This window comes from Thermodesulfovibrionales bacterium, from assembly GCA_026417875.1.
GTDB lineage: Bacteria > Nitrospirota > Thermodesulfovibrionia > Thermodesulfovibrionales > CALJEL01 > CALJEL01.
Genome location: JAOACK010000047.1, coordinates 1 through 15184, shown reverse-complemented (window position 1 = coordinate 15184; position 15184 = coordinate 1). Strand labels below are relative to the sequence as shown.

Sequence of the window (15184 nt, the reverse complement as noted above, 5' to 3'; positions counted from 1 at the left end):
GGACAGGGCTCACTTCGGTGTAGTGCCCATAGAGAATTCAACAGAAGGGGTTGTTAGCTACACCCTTGATATGTTCATGGATTTTGACCTTTATATCTCTGGAGAGATAATGCTCGAGATAAGTCATAATCTTCTTTCTATCACTGGAGAGAGGTCTAAAATAAAAAGGATCTATTCCCATCCCCAGGCAACAGCCCAGTGCAGGAGATGGCTCGAAAAGAATATGCCGGGCATAGAGATAATTGAAGCAACAAGTACAGCGAAGGCAGCAGAACTGGCGTCAAAGGATCCTGAGGGAGCGGCAATAGCAGGAGACCTGGCTGCCCAATATTATAACCTTGAATTTGTGGAAAGACACATAGAGGATTTTAAGGATAACTATACAAGGTTTCTTGTAATATCGAAGACAATGGTTCCCAGAACAGGAAGGGATAAGACATCCATAATGGTTTCTTTAAAAGACAGACCTGGTGCACTCCATGACCTTCTTACTCCTTTTAAAGATTACAGGATTAATCTTACAAAGATAGAATCAAGGCCCTCTAAATTGAAGGCCTGGCAGTACATATTCTTTATTGACCTTGAGGGCCATACAGAAGATAGCAGGGTCAAGAAGGCACTTGAGAAGGTCAAGGATATCTGCGTTGACTTCAGGATTCTTGGCTCCTATCCGAGATATGAGTGAAGGAAACGAAAGGATCATGAAATTTCATTTCAGTATTTCAGATTTCATAAAGGATATCAGTCCCTATGTCCCCGGAAAGCCCATAGAGGAGCTCCAGAGAGAGCTGGGAATAAAGGATATTATAAAGCTTGCCTCAAATGAGAATCCCCTGGGACCTTCAAAGAAGGCCATCTCAGCAATCAGAAAGGGATTAAAGGAGCTTAATAGATATCCTGACGGAAGCTGTTATTATCTTAAGATGGAGCTTTCAAAAAAACTCGGTGTAAGCACAGAGGAGCTCATTATAGGTAATGGTTCAAATGAGCTCATTGATATTGTAGCAAAGACATTGCTCATGCCAGGGAGGAATGCTGTTATGGGAAAGCCCTCCTTTATTGTCTACGCTATGGCAACAAAGATAGCAGGAGCCAGGGCAGTGGAGGTCCCTCTCACTTCAGATTCAAGACATGACCTCACGGGTATGTTAGATGCAGTAGACAGTAATACAGGAATAGTATTCATTGCCAATCCAAATAATCCCACAGGTACAATAAACAAAAGGGAAGAGTTTGATGCCTTCATGAAGAGGGTACCTGGAAATGTGCTGGTGGTTATTGATGAAGCTTATTATGAGTATGTGACCAGCAGGGAATATCCAGATTCCCTTGAATATTTTAAGAAAGGCTATCCTCTTCTTATACTAAGAACATTTTCGAAGATATACGGACTTGCTGGATTGAGAATAGGTTATGGCATAGGTCCTGCACAACTGATCAGAGAGATGAACAGGGTAAGGGAACCCTTTAATGTAAACTCCCTTGCCCAGATTGCGGCAATTCATGCATTAAAGGACAGAGAACATATAAAGAGGTCAGCTTCTATGAATAAAAGGGAAAAGACTTTCCTCTACAAAGAACTTAAAAGGCTCGGTATAGATTTTTTACCAACAGAGGCAAATTTTATTTATATGAAATTTCCCTTTGAGGTCCAGAGACTCTTTAATGAGATGCTAAAAAGAGGTATTATCATAAGACCTGTTGGAAAGAACGAGATAAGGGTTACAATAGGAACGAGAAAGGAGAATGTTAGATTCATAAAAGCACTTGAAGGTATTATTAAAGAAGGAGGTCATCAATGGACATAATAGTACTTAGCCCTGAAGCAACAGAGGAACAGATAGAGAATATCCTGAGAAAACTTGAGCAGTACGGTTTTAAAACTACTGTCTCCAGAGGAGCAGAGAGGACCATAATAGGTGTTATAGGTGATACATCAAAGGTCACTGAGGAGGAAGAAGAAAGATTCAGAGTAATGCCCGGTGTTGAAAACATAATGAGGATCCTTAAACCCTTTAAGGTAGCCAGTAAGGATTTCAAAAAGACCCCTACAGAGATAAAGGTAAGGGACTGTATAATTGGCGGTAAAAGAATTCATGTGATGGCAGGCCCCTGCTCTGTTGAGGGAAAGGATATGATTATTGAGATCGCCAAGAGAGTAAAGGATGCTGGAGCAACCTTCTTAAGAGGTGGTGCCTTCAAACCCAGGACATCACCTTATACATTCCAGGGGCTCGGTGAAGAGGGCTTGAAATATCTGAAGGAGGCATCAGAACTGACAGGGCTGCCCGTGGTTACAGAACTAATGGATCCTAGGGATATAGACCTCTTTGTTGAATATGTTGATGTAATACAGATCGGTGCAAGGAACATGCAGAACTTCAGGCTTCTGCTTGAGGTTGGTAAGATTAATAAACCTGTGCTCCTTAAAAGAGGACTTTCTGCTACAATAAAAGAATGGCTCATGAGTGCTGAATATATCCTTTCTCAGGGAAATCCTCATGTAATACTCTGTGAAAGAGGTATCAGAACCTTTGAGACAGCAACGAGAAATACCCTTGACCTGAGCGCTGTGCCCGTGCTTAAACAGATGACCCATCTTCCAGTTGTGGTAGATCCGAGCCATGGAGTGGGCAAATGGGACCTGGTTCCCTCAATGGCAAAGGCAGCCATAGCAGCAGGAGCAGATGGACTTCTTATAGAGGTCCATCACAATCCCCAGGAGGCACTCTCTGATGGAGATCAGTCCCTTAAACCGGATGCTTTTAAAGAATTGATGAAAGAACTTAAGGTTATAGCCCAGGCTGTGGGAAGAGAGATTTAGCTATGGGTAAGAATATTGTAGAAAAGATCATAGAAAGCCATCTTGTTTCAGGAGAGGTATCACCTGGACGGATGGTATCTGTCAGGGTTGACCAGGTCTATACACAGGATGCAACAGGCACAATGGCCTGGCTTGAGTTTGAGGCTATAGGTATAGACAGGGTAAAGGTTCCACTGGCTGTATCCTATGTGGACCACAACACCCTTCAGTCTGATTTTATGAACCCTGATGACCACGCCTTTCTACAGAGTGTTGCAGCAAGATACGGTGCCTGGTTTTCAAAGCCAGGAAATGGCATATCCCATCAGGTTCATCTTGAGAGATTTGCTGCACCGGGAAAGATCGCCCTTGGTACAGACAGTCATACTCCAACAGGTGGAGGAATGGGAATGCTTGCAATAGGAGTGGGTGGTCTTGAGGCAGCAGGTGTACTGGCTGGAGAACCCTTTGAGATAACAATGCCAAAGGTTGTTAATGTCAGACTTACAGGAAGACTAAATAGACCTTATGTCACTGCAATGGATGTTATACTTGAGCTTTTAAGGAGACTGACAGTAAAGGGTGGGGTGGGCAAGATCTTTGAATACAGCGGTCCTGGTGTTAGAGAGCTATCTGTGCCAGAAAGGGCAACAATAACAAACATGGGCGCAGAGCTGGGTGCAACAACCTCAATATTTCCATCTGATGAGATTACAAAAAAATTCCTTAAAGCACAGGGAAGGGAGTCTGACTGGATAGAGCTTACAGCTGATCCTGATGCAGATTATGATGAGGTGATAGAACTGAATCTATCAGAGATAGAGCCACTTGTAGCACAGCCTCACAGTCCTGACAATGTTGTACCTGTGAGGGAACTGAGCGGAAAGAAGATTGACCAGGTATGTATTGGAAGCTGCACGAATTCATCCTATTCCATAATGAAACAGGTTGCCTCCATTCTCAGGGGAAGGACAGTTGCAAGGCATGTCAGCCTGCTTGTGAACCCGGGTTCGAAGCAGGTTTATGAGATGCTCGCAAGGGATGGCTCTATGGCTGATATGATAGGAGCAGGAGCTAGGATTCTCGAGGCTGCCTGCGGTCCATGTATTGGAATGGGTGGTGCTCCAGGTACAGGCCAGGTATCACTCCGTTCATATAATAGAAATTTTAAGGGTCGTTCCGGAACAAAGGATGCCTTTGTCTATCTTGCAAGCCCGATTGTTTGTGCCATTGCAGCCATAAAGGGAGAATTTGTTGATCCAAGGGATGCCGGTATTGAAATAGAGAACCCTGCTGAGGTTGAGAGTTTTATCATTAATGATAACCTCCTTATTCCTCCTTCCCAGAATTACAGGGAAGTTAAGGTTAAAAAGGGTCCAAATATTAAAGATGTACCTGTAAGGAAAGCGCTTGAAGAAGATATTGAGGCAACAGTTATATTGAAACTCGGAGATAACATAACCACTGATGATATAATGCCTGCTGGCTCAAAGATACTTCCTCTCAGGTCAAACATCCCGGCAATAGCAGAATATGTATTTCATAACATTGAGCCAGCTTTTGCCAAGAGGGCTCTTGAGTTTAAAGAAAAGGGAGGAATTATAATTGTCGGAGGAGAGAACTACGGACAGGGTTCTTCAAGAGAACATGCAGCCCTTGCTCCAATGTATCTTGGTCTCAGGGCAGTTATAGCAAAGTCCTTTGCAAGGATTCACAGAGCAAATCTTATAAATTTCGGAATAATTCCACTTGTATTTAAGGATGCCCGGGATTATGAAAAAATAATTCCTGGCGAAAAATTAAGAATAAAAAATATAAAGAGTATACTCCTTCATGGTCTAAAAGAGGTTCCTGTTGAGAATCTTGAGAGAGGCTATGTATTTTTAACGATACTAGAGCTTAATGAGAGGGAAAGGAATATTCTTCTATCAGGAGGTCTTCTGCCCTGGATAAAGGCAAGGGCTGAAAGAGATGCTTAGAAAGAAAGATAGAATATTATTTTCTACTGATGTTTTCATAAATGGCATAATGAAGGCCCACTGCCTTGATATAAGCGAGGGAGGAATGTATATAGCAACTCCCACGGAATTCATCCCCGGAGCTACAGTTGATATAGCCTTCAGGATTTTTGATAAAGACTTCAAGATTAAGGCAAAGATCCAGCACTATGAGCAGGGAATAGGTATTGGTGTAAAGTTTCTGTCGCCTCCTCCTGAACTGATTGATGCCATTCACAGGCTTCGAGAAAAAAAGCTGGCTGCTATTACGGGAAGAAGGACAGTACTTCTGATTGATGATAGCAGCCAGTCAAGGGCTATATATAAAAGCAAGCTACAGAATGATGGTTTCATGGTAATTGAGGCAAAGGATGGTATTGAGGCATTAAAGATGATGCAGGAGACAAGACCTGATCTTATCATCCTTGACCTCTGGATGGAGGGGCTTGATGGTTTTAAACTTATGCAGATTATGAAATTAAATCCGGAACTGAAGGATATTCCGGTGATTGTACTTTCAGCAAGGGTCATTCCAGCTGATGTGGATAAAGCCCTTTCCCTCGGTGCCAGGGAATTTCTTCCGAAGATGACGACTACACCTGCTAAATTAGCAGAAAGGGTTAGGAGTTATTTTGTCTGAATTATTCCTCCACAAGTTCTGTCCTGATAAGAGCGAGCACAGCAGAATGAGGTACGATAAGGTATTTTTTCCCCTCGAACTCTATCTCGACCGCAGAGTCTTTTAAAAAGATAGCATAATCTCCTTCCATTGCCTGAAGGGGAATGTATTTTGGTTTTTTTCTCTGTTTCCAGGGATCATCGCTTGAAGAATTAACATCATGAATTAAATATCCAGGACCTGTCTTTACGACATATCCGCCCTGAACCTTTTCCTTTTCCTTTACAGTAGGAGGAAGATAGAGACCTCCACCTGTAAAACCCTCCCTCTCATCAGGCTCAATAAGTATTCTGTCACCAACAACGATGAGATTCTTCTTTGCCTTCATAATTGATTTTAACATTCTTCTTCATAAGGACTCCATACTCGTTATTTCCGGAACTCAAAACCTTCGTTACTTGAAACCTTAAAAATTAAGCGACCTTGCCCGGATATTAATTTAAAAGCTGATGAAGGATAGAGGATTCTCTTTTATAAAAACCCTCTGTATGAAAGGATTCAGGTAGTTTAAACAATTCATAATCAAGATGGTGGCAGAATTCATGAATGAATGTTCTTAGAAAGGTCTTGAATGTGACAGGTTTTGCTTTTTTTGCAGTCCTCATCCAGAGGATTATCATGGCTGGAATGTCTCCCCTTTTAGGGTAATAAAGGCCGTGTAGCTCTCTACAGGAACTTGATGGTCTTATTGAGAGTATTTTTATCTTTATTCCAGGTACACCCAGCATTTTTGAAAGAGAAATTGCTAGTTCCTGGCATTTATTTTGAAGGCTGAACTGGTCTTCCTTCTGTAGATATTCTTCAATACTCTTTATGATGCCAGAAAGCCTCTCTGCACCATTTAAATTTACGGAGGTGATGCTGTCACTCCTTCTGTATATCTCTTTTTTCATCGGGCTGAGTTTCTGATAATACCTGAAAGGCATCAGAGCCTCTCAACCTCTTTTTTTCCCTCCTCAAGCTCCTTTACCTGTTCTTCATCAATCATTAATAAAAGGGTCTGAAATTCTCCCACATGGGTCTTTTCCTCCCTTGCAATATCAAGAAAAACCTTTCTGATTTTTTCATTTTTTGAAAGTGCAGCGAGCTGTTCATAGAGATTTATGGCATCAAGTTCTGCAATAATACCTATTCTTAATATCTCCTTTTCAATGTCCTGTTCTGATAGCTTTGATATATCAAAAAGTATTCTGGAAAGCATAAGACCTCCTTGTTTTCTATTTCATTGCTAAAATTATAACACACCCTTTTAATCTATTCATGCTATAATTTTCTAAATTGCTCATAGAAAGGGGCAGGCATGTGACAGCGCGGGATTGCTATGTGCAACTGTTAGAACATAAAACCTTTTTAAATGTTTTCTGCGGAGCTAAACTTCTTAAAGTGTATTTGTTCCATCACCTGCTTTTTAATGAGTTGAAATATTCATGAATCTTTGATTCGTAGAATTCAGAAAAATTTATAAAATTTAAAAGATAAATAATTTTATGCACAGGACAGGAATAGCTACCTTACCGCTTCATCACGGTAAGGCACCGAGATGGCTTTTTGAGAGAATGGTCTCTCTTGCAAGGGAGATAGCTGTTGCTTTGATTTCTGAATTCGGCAGGATAGATTTTTTAAGAAAACTTTCTGATCCCTACTGGTTTCAGGCACTTGGGTGTGTCCTCGGTTTTGACTGGCACTCAAGCGGACTTACAACCACATCCACAGGCGCTCTTAAGGAGGCACTGAGGGGACTTGAAAGAGACACAGGTATATTCATTGCGGGCGGTAAGGGAGCTATTTCAAGAAAAACACCAGAGCAGATCAGGTTATATTCTGATAGATTCGGTATTAATCCAGACCCCTTGATCTATGCAAGCAGGCTCTCTGCAAAGGTTGATAATTCTGCTCTTCAGGATGGCTATCAGCTCTATCATCATATTTTTGTCTTTACACCTGAGGGCTACTGGGCTGTTATACAGCAGGGAATGAATCAGGAGGCAAAGAGAGCAAGGAGATATCACTGGTTAAGCGAGCGGGTTAAGGATTTTGTTAATGAGCCCCACAGTGCCATATGCTCGCAGAAGAAACACAGGCAGGTTCTAAATCTCGTGGCAGAGGAAAGTAGTGAGACTAGACAGGTATGCGTACAGCTCGCATCACAGAAACCTGAAAGGACCATCCAGGAGCTTGAGAAAATAAGCCATCTTAACTTGAGCTCAAGACATGATGTGACAGTATTCGATATTGATCCGCAAAGACTTCACAGGGTGCTGCTTAAGACCTACGAAAGATTGCCAGCAGATTTTGAACAGCTGCTCAGTATTGAAGGTGTAGGACCAAAGACCCTGAGGGCACTGAGCCTGATAGCAGAGCTTATTTACGGAAAGCCCCCAAGTTTTAAAGATCCTGCAAGATTCTCATTCGCCCACGGAGGAAAGGATGGTACACCCTATCCTGTTGACAGAAAGACCTATGACAGGACAATAGAGATAATTAAAAAGGCTGTGGAGGCATCAAGACTGGGTCACAGGGAAAAACTCGATGCCATCAAGAGGCTTGCTTTTATTTGGGAAAATTCTAATAACACCAGAACCCTTTTACGCTGAGGTAATTATTTTCACGAGGATTTTTTATCAGTTCAATCAGTATTATTGTTTAAAAGTCTCAAATATTTCACCTTTTAAAGCTTCATAGATTCCTGAAAGCGATCTGAGGAGAATTGTTAAATATAAATTTTCAGCCTTTTCTTAAGGCCACCGGTTTCTGGAATTTTCCGAAAGGCTCAAGATATTAAGGTCTTGAAAGGTCTGATAGTCTCTTTCAAGATAGGATAATTGCTAAAATAAATTTTTCGATTGTCCTCTTAAAATTAAGAGCAGAATTTAGAAAAATATTGATATTTTAAGCCACCACAGAATTTGTTTTTTCAAGTCTCAGTGCCATGTTCTTAAGAATCTCGCTGAAAAGTTCTGGTATTTCATGAAGGAGTTGCTCTATGTTTTGACAATTAATTAAGAGCAACTCTGTATCTTCCTGTGCCCTTGCCGAGGCCGGGTGCGGTTTATTGAGAAGAAAGGAGATTTCACCAATGAAACTGCCTTCACCGACTGTCATGACTTCCCTTCCTGATTTTTCGATGGTGACTTTTCCCTTAAGGATGTAATACATTCTATCTCCTTGCTCATTCTCATTGAATATAATCTCACCACTTTTGAAAACCAATACATACTTAGCCCGCAATTTTTCAGGGATGGGCCTGTCCTTCCTAATCGCCCTTTTAAGCATTATAGCCTCTTTTCTTTGAAGACAGGCAGCTAATTCAGCACCAAAAAGAAAGGTTATTTGAGAATAATATATCCATATCATTATTATGAATAGGGATTTAAAAGAGCCGAAGATAAATCCATAGCCAGGATTGTATTTAAGTATTATATTAAATAGAGGTTTCAGACCGAACCATAATAAAGTAGTTACGAAGGCTCCTGCTGCCAGGTTTTTTATCTTTATTCTGAAGCTCATCTGAGGAATATTAAAAAGATTAAATATCTTTGGAATATTCAATCTTGGATTCCATCCCCCGAAAGTAAAGGCAATGAAAATGAAAAGTGTGAGTAAAAAAACCGTTATTCCAGGAAGGATTATATTTATAAAAAAGGACATATTAAAGAGTGGCATTAAAGTTCTAATAGGAGAAATAAATAGGTCCTTCATTGTAATAAGCGTCAAACCTGCAATAAAAAGCATTATGATTGCGCTGTCTATAAGTGTTTCGATCAGGATAGGTTTTTTAATTTCTATTCTGAATATTGTTGTCAGTGATGTTCTAAGTGATGAGGCAAGGGGAAGGATTGTTGAAAAGAGCACAATGAGATTGATAAAGCCAAGGCCTTTTTTAAAGGCTATTATATTTTTTATCTCCATAAGAACTATATCGCTATAGCGAGGTATAAACTGATTAATTAATTCCTGAACCTTTATCAAGGCCATCTTGGATGAACCTATTATTGACCCCGACAAATAGGCTATCAAAAAAAGTGAAGGTATAAGGCTCAGGGATGCAAAAAAGGCAAGGGAAGCTGCCATATTCATACAATTGTTTCTTCTGAAGGAAATAAAGGTCTCTTTAAATATTTCTAGGATCATGTTTTACTTTAGAATACAGGATTGATATAGAAGATTCAAGATTTCAGGATGAAGTATCGGTTAGCCCGTGATTCGTCCCTCGAGGTCATCAACAAATTGCCTTGCCGTTCTTCCTGAAAAGCTTCCATGACTGAGTGCCCACTGAATGGCTTCTTTTTTCAAACTCTCAAAATTAACCCTGATATTTCTAAGTGAAATGTAGTTAGAGATTATCTCAAGATAGGTCTCCTGATCAAAACTGTAAAATCCAAGCCTCAGTCCGAATCTGTCACTCAGGGACAGCTTTTCTTCAAGAGATTCCCGAGGATGGAGTTCATTCTCAGATATATCAGGAAGGTTTTCCTTTACCCTTTCGGGTACAATGTGCCTTCTATTTGAGGTTGCATAAATTGCTATATTTTCAGGTTTTGTCTCAAGGCCTCCCTCAAGGACTGCCTTGAGGGTTTTGTAAGACCTCTCCTCTTCATCAAAAGATAGGTCATCGCAGAATATGATGAATTTTTCTCTTCTTTTTTTAAGAATTTCCCATACCTCTGATATATAAAAGAGAAGGTCTCTCGGTATTTCTATCATCCTGAGCCCTCTGCTGTGGTATTCGTTAAGCAGGGCTTTTACTGAGGATGATTTTCCCGTACCCCGGGGACCGTAAAGAAGTACATTATTATGGGGAAGGCCTCTCAGAAATTGTTCCGTGTTCTGTCTTAATCTTTCAATTATCCAGTCTATACCCTTTAATTCCGAAAACCTTACAGGATCTGGTTTTTCTATTCCTGTTATCACGGGTCTGTTATTTCTTGCAGTTAGCCTGAAGGCAATATATCTGTCAAGAATAGATTCATCAAAGGATGGTGCGAGCACCTCAATTAATCTGACTATTGAATTATTTAGCTTTTTGAGTTCGTGAATGAATGTATCTAGCATGGAAGACTTATTTAAGTTCTATAAATTCGCTGAGCCATTTTGTTCGTGATGGATGTTTGAGTTTCCTTATTGCCTTTGCCTCTATCTGTCTTACCCTTTCCCGTGTAACAGAGAATTCCTCCCCGACCTCTTCAAGTGTCATAGGAGCATCCTCTCCTATGCCGAATCTTTTCCTTATAACAGCAGCTTCCTTGTCATTGAGTGTCCCCAGAACTCTTTCAATCTGTGCTTTTAGGTCCTGTTTGACGGCATGTTCAAAGGGAGAGGGAGTCGAGCTGTCTTCAATAAAATCTATAAGCTGAGAATCTTCTTCTTCACCAACAGGTGTTTCAAGAGAAATGGGTTCCTTTGTAATTTTCAATATATTCTTAACCTTCTGAGCCGGCATCTTTATCTTTTCTGCAAGCTCTTCCACCGATGGTTCTCTTCCATGGGCCTGGACAAAGTCCCTTGTTGCCTTTGTTATCCTGTTTATTGTCTCAACCATATGAACAGGTATCCTTATGGTCCTTGACTGATCCGCCAGTGCCCTCGTTATCGCCTGTCTTATCCACCAGGTAGCATATGTGCTGAATTTGTATCCTCTCTGGTATTCAAATTTATCGACCGCTCTCATAAGCCCGATGTTACCTTCCTGTATGAGATCAGCAAAGCTCAGCCCCCTGCCGATATATCTCTTTGCGATGCTTATAACGAGCCTTAGGTTTGCCTCTATAAGGGCAGACTTCGAGAGAACTATGAGCTGTTCGCCCTTCATAAGGGTTTCATAGGCCTTTTTCATATCATTGAGTCTTATACCGAGAAGGGACTCTCTTCTTTTAAGCTCCTTTTCGATATCAAGGTATTCTTCTACAAGCTTCTGGATATTTTCTCTACATGACCTTGTGGTTCTTTTCGGTATTCCGCATTTTACAAGTTTCCCAAGGTTATATCCTCTTGCTCCGAGTGATTTCTTTATTGAACCTATCCTTTTTGAAAGTTCATAGATAATCTGATAATTTCTCTTAAATTCATCAGCAAAGGCGAGTACTACGGAGTCTCTCAACCCGAGTTCCTTTATTGTTGATATTAGCTCTTCCCTGTTCCTGTTCAGGGACTCATGGATGGTAATGTCGTCATTATTTTTTAATCTGCTAAGAAGCTGTTTTCTCTTTTTAAGTAATTCACCTATCTTAATAGTGGTCTTGTAAAATCTCTTTTTTTCTTCAAGAAGATCTTCTTCTATCTCATCATCAAAGTTAGAAATAAGATCTTTAAGAGGAGCCTCGCCCTTTTCAACAAGTTCGCCTATCTCAACGAGTTTTTTTAGGGCAAATGGCATGGAGAATATTACTTTCATAACCATGTCTTTGCCCTCTTCTATCTTTTTTGCTATCTCAATCTCCCCCTCCCGAGTGAGAAGAGGAACGCTCCCCATCTCTTTAAGGTAAATCTTGAGCGGTTCATATTCAGCTTCTCTTTCTTCTGCTATTTCTGGCTCGAGAAGTTTTTCAAGAGACTCTTCCTGTTCCTCTCCCAGAAGATCAATCTCTTTTTCCTCAAAGTCATCAAGGTAATCTACATAGCCCATGATCCCTCACCTATTTTGCTATACCTGTTTTTAAATTCTGTATAATTGTTTTTTCTCTTAAAAGTCTGTTAAGGCTCAACAGGTCATTTTTTGATCTTGCATCCTGAATTAATCTATCTATTGTTCTGAGTCTTATCTGTTTCAAACAGTCTGATATCAATTTATCAAGTCCCTCCTTATCAAGATGGATGCTGAACGTGAGCTGTGCGATAGCTGAACGAAGGACTTCTGCCTCTGAGTTTTCCTCGGAGAGATTCAACCGTGCCTCAGTATTAAAAGATTTATCTTCTGCAGAGGTATTAATAATATTTATTATATTCTCAAAAAGTATTTTCTCTTCTGCTTCCTTTAAAAGAGAAGGATTCTTTGAAACAGTATCAATAATAATGCTATAGAGATTCCTTAATGTTTGCTCCTCTATATCCTCAGGGCTAAGGGTTTTGAGTATAATTCCAGCCTTTTCAGGATGCTTGAGTATTACAGCTAACAGAAGGGCTTCAGGGCTTGATAATTTTAGAGTATCTTGCCGGCCTTTGCTTTCTGATTTGTTTAAAGTTTTCACCGGTCTTCCACCCTGCGACCTTATTCTTTTTATTTCTTCTATAAGGAATTCCTCTTTGAAATCTGCACTCTGTGAAAGGGTCTTTATGTATTCACCCCTGATAATAGGGTCATCAATTCTGGCAATTAAACCTGTCAGTTCCTTAAGAGTTTCTATTCTTTCCTGTTTCTCTGCAATTTTCATGTAAAACTCGACAAGACCCAGTGGAGACTCAAGAATTTTCTGCAGTGAAGAAGAAGGATTTGTTTTAAGAAAACTGTCAGGGTCCTCTCCTTCAGGAAGAAGGGATACGAGGGGTTTTAAGGAGCATTCAAGAAGAATCGGTATTGCCCTTTTTGCTGCACTGATACCAGCACTATCGCCATCATAGAGAAGTACTATCCGATCGGTCATTCTTCTTAATAGCATGACCTGTTTTTCTGTGAGAGCTGTTCCAAGGGGTGCCACAGCATTCGTGAACCCATGTTGATGGCACATTATAACATCAAGATAACCTTCTGTTATTAATGCAAAACCATATTTTTTTATACCCTCCCTTGCCTGGAATAGGCCGAAGAGGCTTTCTCCCTTCTTGAATAAAGGGGTCTCAGGAGAGTTCAGATATTTGGGAAGACTATCATCCATTACCCTTCCACCGAATCCTGTTATCCTTCCATGTATATTGAAGATTGGAAAGATTATCCTTCCCCTGAAGAGGTCATAGCTCCCTTTTTCTGAGTAACTCAGTAGCCCCGCATCCTTTATATCAATCTCTCTGTAGCCCTTATTTTTCAGGTAGTTTAAAAGACTGTCCCATTCCTTAGGAGCAAAACCAAGAGAAAAGTTTTCTATGCTCTCAGGTAAGAGTTTTCTTTCTTTAATGAGATAATCCAATGCCTCTACTGTTTCGGCCAGTTTTTTTCTGTAAAATTCTCCTGCCTCATTCAGAAGAGAAAGGAGCAAAGACATTCTGTTTTGTTCAGATTTTCCTTTAACAGGTTTGTATGCAATGCCAGCCCTGTTTGCAAGCCTCTCAATGGCTTCCTGAAAGGTAAGGTTCTCCATCTTTTGCAGAAATGTTATCATGTCTCCGCTTTCGCCACAGCCAAAACAGTAATAAAATTGTTTTGATGGACTAACTGTGAAGGATGGGGTTTTTTCTGAGTGAAAGGGGCAGAGACCTTTGAAATTAGAGCCCGCCTTTTTGAGGTTGACATATTCGGAGATTATATCAATAATGTCGAGACGCATTTTTATCTCGGTAAGAATATCTGATGGCGCCATGCGTCTCTCCTTTAATTTATTTTCTTTTATTTTCTTTTTATTCTCTTAAAACCAGAGCATTCAAGAATCTCTATATTATCTGTAAGAATCTCATCTAGAAGGAGATTCATTCCAAGGTTATCGCTTGATATATGGCCTGCTATTACCACATTGAGATGATGTTTCTCAGCCTCCTTTCTGTGCTCCTCGCTCAGGTGCATTGCCACAATAGTATTTATGCCAGAATTGGTAATATTCTGGAATATATCCTTTGAACCCTCTGTACCTCCTGTCATATCCACAAATATTCTTCCAGCCTTTCTCTGTGGTGAACCGATCAGTATCTTTGGACCGCTACCATTTCTTGAAGCCTCCCTGTATTCAGGAATCTCTTTTAAGATATCTATTAAATCTTTTATTGTGTAAGGTTTTTTATCTTCAAAAAGTCTCTGCAGATAGCTGGCTACCATATTATCTGCTGGTGTATGGAGACAGGCAAAAGGTATGTCCAGGAGTCGTGCTGCATCCACTGCCCTTGTATGGTTATAGGGCATCAGCTTTCTCTCTACTTCTTTTATTCTTGCCTCCATAAGGTCTTCAGCTACATTGATGGGAACTCCAAATCGCTGGAGTATATCAGCCTGCATCTTCATCACCTGGTAGAGGTTTGCATAGGCCTTTCCTTCGGGGTGGTGGGAGATGATTAAGTCAACAGACCTTCCCTTCTGCCTTAACGTTTCAGCTAGAAGTATCTCGCCAACCTCTATATCAATACCGATTAAGATACCCTTTATCTCTTTTTCTGGGTCACCCCAGAGGAGTCTTGAGTCTGAATAAGGATTCTGAAGGAGTTCGCTGTCAAACTCCTCCTTTTCTTCAGCCTTGAGTGATTCGTAGTCCCTCTTTCTCCTTTCAAGCTCTTTTTTTACCTCTTCAGGTCCTCTTGGATCGTTTTCTATTCCTGTTTTTATTGCCTTTTCGATAAGTTCGCCAATCCTCATGACTTAGATCCCTTTTTCAAGGAATTCCTTAACCCTCTGATTGACCAGCTTTCCATCAGCAGCACCTTTTAGTTTCGGTATTACTGCCTTCATTACCCGGCCCATGTCCTGAGGTCCTTTAGCACCGAGCTCTTTTATGACTGATTTAATGATTTCATCTATTTCACCCGTTGTAAGCTGTCTGGGCATATAGGAGAGGAGAATCTCAAGCTCTGCCTGCTCTGCATGAGCTAGATCAGATCTATTAGCCCTTTCATACCTGTCTCTTATACACATCT

At 40.6% G+C, this 15184-nt stretch carries 15 protein-coding genes and 1 pseudogene; 6 read left to right on the top strand and 10 right to left on the bottom strand.

What is annotated here, in order from left to right; genetic code table 11:
• From pheA to N2257_08280, 5 genes are all read left to right on the top strand, one after another.
• Nucleotides 1-685 (top strand): prephenate dehydratase (gene pheA, locus N2257_08300; protein ID MCX7794385.1); only part of this gene is annotated, 685 nt, incomplete at its 5' end.
• The gene (gene hisC / locus N2257_08295) at nucleotides 678-1808 is read left to right on the top strand and encodes a histidinol-phosphate transaminase (protein MCX7794384.1); all 1131 of its coding nucleotides are present in this window, start codon (nucleotides 678-680) and stop codon (nucleotides 1806-1808) included. The genes pheA and hisC, both read left to right, overlap by 8 nt.
• Nucleotides 1799-2824 (top strand): 3-deoxy-7-phosphoheptulonate synthase, encoded by a 1026-nt coding sequence (gene aroF / locus N2257_08290; protein ID MCX7794383.1) that lies wholly within the window; start codon nucleotides 1799-1801, stop codon nucleotides 2822-2824. Before hisC ends, aroF begins: the two co-directional genes overlap by 10 nt.
• 2 nt (nucleotides 2825-2826) lie before the next feature.
• Nucleotides 2827-4782: an aconitate hydratase gene (locus N2257_08285; GenBank protein ID MCX7794382.1), complete on the top strand. Its 1956-nt coding sequence runs from the start codon at nucleotides 2827-2829 to the stop codon at nucleotides 4780-4782.
• A complete protein-coding gene (locus N2257_08280; GenBank protein MCX7794381.1) occupies nucleotides 4775-5440 on the top strand; it encodes a response regulator in 666 nt (221 codons plus the stop codon). Before N2257_08285 ends, N2257_08280 begins: the two co-directional genes overlap by 8 nt.
• A gap of 1 nt (nucleotide 5441) precedes the next feature.
• Here the strand turns inward: N2257_08280 and N2257_08275 are convergent, their stop codons facing one another.
• From N2257_08275 to N2257_08265, 3 genes are all read right to left on the bottom strand, one after another.
• Complete coding sequence (locus N2257_08275) at nucleotides 5442-5807, bottom strand: co-chaperone GroES family protein (GenBank protein ID MCX7794380.1); 366 nt, start codon at nucleotides 5805-5807, stop codon at nucleotides 5442-5444.
• 106 nt (nucleotides 5808-5913) lie between these two features.
• The gene (locus N2257_08270) at nucleotides 5914-6405 is read right to left on the bottom strand and encodes a hypothetical protein (GenBank protein ID MCX7794379.1); all 492 of its coding nucleotides are present in this window, start codon (nucleotides 6403-6405) and stop codon (nucleotides 5914-5916) included.
• The gene (locus N2257_08265) at nucleotides 6405-6680 is read right to left on the bottom strand and encodes a rubrerythrin (protein MCX7794378.1); all 276 of its coding nucleotides are present in this window, start codon (nucleotides 6678-6680) and stop codon (nucleotides 6405-6407) included. Before N2257_08265 ends, N2257_08270 begins: the two co-directional genes overlap by 1 nt.
• Before the next feature lie 286 nt (nucleotides 6681-6966).
• Here N2257_08265 and N2257_08260 point away from each other — a divergent pair, with 286 nt between their 5' ends.
• Complete coding sequence (locus tag N2257_08260) at nucleotides 6967-8073, top strand: DUF763 domain-containing protein (protein ID MCX7794377.1); 1107 nt, start codon at nucleotides 6967-6969, stop codon at nucleotides 8071-8073.
• A 295-nt stretch (nucleotides 8074-8368) separates the two neighbouring features.
• On the opposite strand, the gene N2257_08255 is transcribed toward N2257_08260, so the two are convergent.
• The 7 genes and pseudogenes from N2257_08255 to N2257_08225 all read right to left on the bottom strand — a co-directional run.
• The gene (locus tag N2257_08255) at nucleotides 8369-9610 is read right to left on the bottom strand and encodes a YihY/virulence factor BrkB family protein (protein ID MCX7794376.1); all 1242 of its coding nucleotides are present in this window, start codon (nucleotides 9608-9610) and stop codon (nucleotides 8369-8371) included.
• 60 nt (nucleotides 9611-9670) lie between these two features.
• Nucleotides 9671-10531: an ATP-binding protein gene (locus tag N2257_08250; protein ID MCX7794375.1), complete on the bottom strand. Its 861-nt coding sequence runs from the start codon at nucleotides 10529-10531 to the stop codon at nucleotides 9671-9673.
• Between the two features lie 7 nt (nucleotides 10532-10538).
• The gene (rpoD, locus tag N2257_08245) at nucleotides 10539-11288 is read right to left on the bottom strand and encodes an RNA polymerase sigma factor RpoD (protein ID MCX7794374.1); all 750 of its coding nucleotides are present in this window, start codon (nucleotides 11286-11288) and stop codon (nucleotides 10539-10541) included.
• Between the two features lie 603 nt (nucleotides 11289-11891).
• Nucleotides 11892-12101, bottom strand: a pseudogene (locus tag N2257_08240) (hypothetical protein).
• Between the two features lie 10 nt (nucleotides 12102-12111).
• Nucleotides 12112-13926: a DNA primase gene (gene dnaG / locus N2257_08235; GenBank protein ID MCX7794373.1), complete on the bottom strand. Its 1815-nt coding sequence runs from the start codon at nucleotides 13924-13926 to the stop codon at nucleotides 12112-12114.
• 26 nt (nucleotides 13927-13952) lie between these two features.
• A complete protein-coding gene (locus tag N2257_08230) occupies nucleotides 13953-14906 on the bottom strand; it encodes a Nif3-like dinuclear metal center hexameric protein (protein MCX7794372.1) in 954 nt (317 codons plus the stop codon).
• A 3-nt stretch (nucleotides 14907-14909) separates the two neighbouring features.
• Nucleotides 14910-15184: GatB/YqeY domain-containing protein (locus N2257_08225; GenBank protein ID MCX7794371.1), on the bottom strand; the 275-nt coding region annotated here is incomplete at its 5' end.

Excerpts from the sequence above, each read along its gene's own strand:
- hisC (MCX7794384.1), top strand. The coding sequence starts at position 678 with ATGAGTGAAGGAAACGAAAGGATCATGAAATTTCATTTCAGTATTTCA.
- aroF (MCX7794383.1), top strand. The coding sequence starts at position 1,799 with ATGGACATAATAGTACTTAGCCCTGAAGCAACAGAGGAACAGATAGAG.
- N2257_08285 (MCX7794382.1), top strand. The coding sequence starts at position 2,827 with ATGGGTAAGAATATTGTAGAAAAGATCATAGAAAGCCATCTTGTTTCA.
- N2257_08280 (MCX7794381.1), top strand. The coding sequence starts at position 4,775 with ATGCTTAGAAAGAAAGATAGAATATTATTTTCTACTGATGTTTTCATA.
- N2257_08275 (MCX7794380.1), bottom strand. The coding sequence starts at position 5,807 with ATGAAGGCAAAGAAGAATCTCATCGTTGTTGGTGACAGAATACTTATT.
- N2257_08270 (MCX7794379.1), bottom strand. The coding sequence starts at position 6,405 with ATGCCTTTCAGGTATTATCAGAAACTCAGCCCGATGAAAAAAGAGATA.
- N2257_08265 (MCX7794378.1), bottom strand. The coding sequence starts at position 6,680 with ATGCTTTCCAGAATACTTTTTGATATATCAAAGCTATCAGAACAGGAC.
- N2257_08260 (MCX7794377.1), top strand. The coding sequence starts at position 6,967 with ATGCACAGGACAGGAATAGCTACCTTACCGCTTCATCACGGTAAGGCA.
- N2257_08255 (MCX7794376.1), bottom strand. The coding sequence starts at position 9,610 with ATGATCCTAGAAATATTTAAAGAGACCTTTATTTCCTTCAGAAGAAAC.
- N2257_08250 (MCX7794375.1), bottom strand. The coding sequence starts at position 10,531 with ATGCTAGATACATTCATTCACGAACTCAAAAAGCTAAATAATTCAATA.
- rpoD (MCX7794374.1), bottom strand. The coding sequence starts at position 11,288 with ATGAAGGGCGAACAGCTCATAGTTCTCTCGAAGTCTGCCCTTATAGAG.
- dnaG (MCX7794373.1), bottom strand. The coding sequence starts at position 13,926 with ATGGCGCCATCAGATATTCTTACCGAGATAAAAATGCGTCTCGACATT.
- N2257_08230 (MCX7794372.1), bottom strand. The coding sequence starts at position 14,906 with ATGAGGATTGGCGAACTTATCGAAAAGGCAATAAAAACAGGAATAGAA.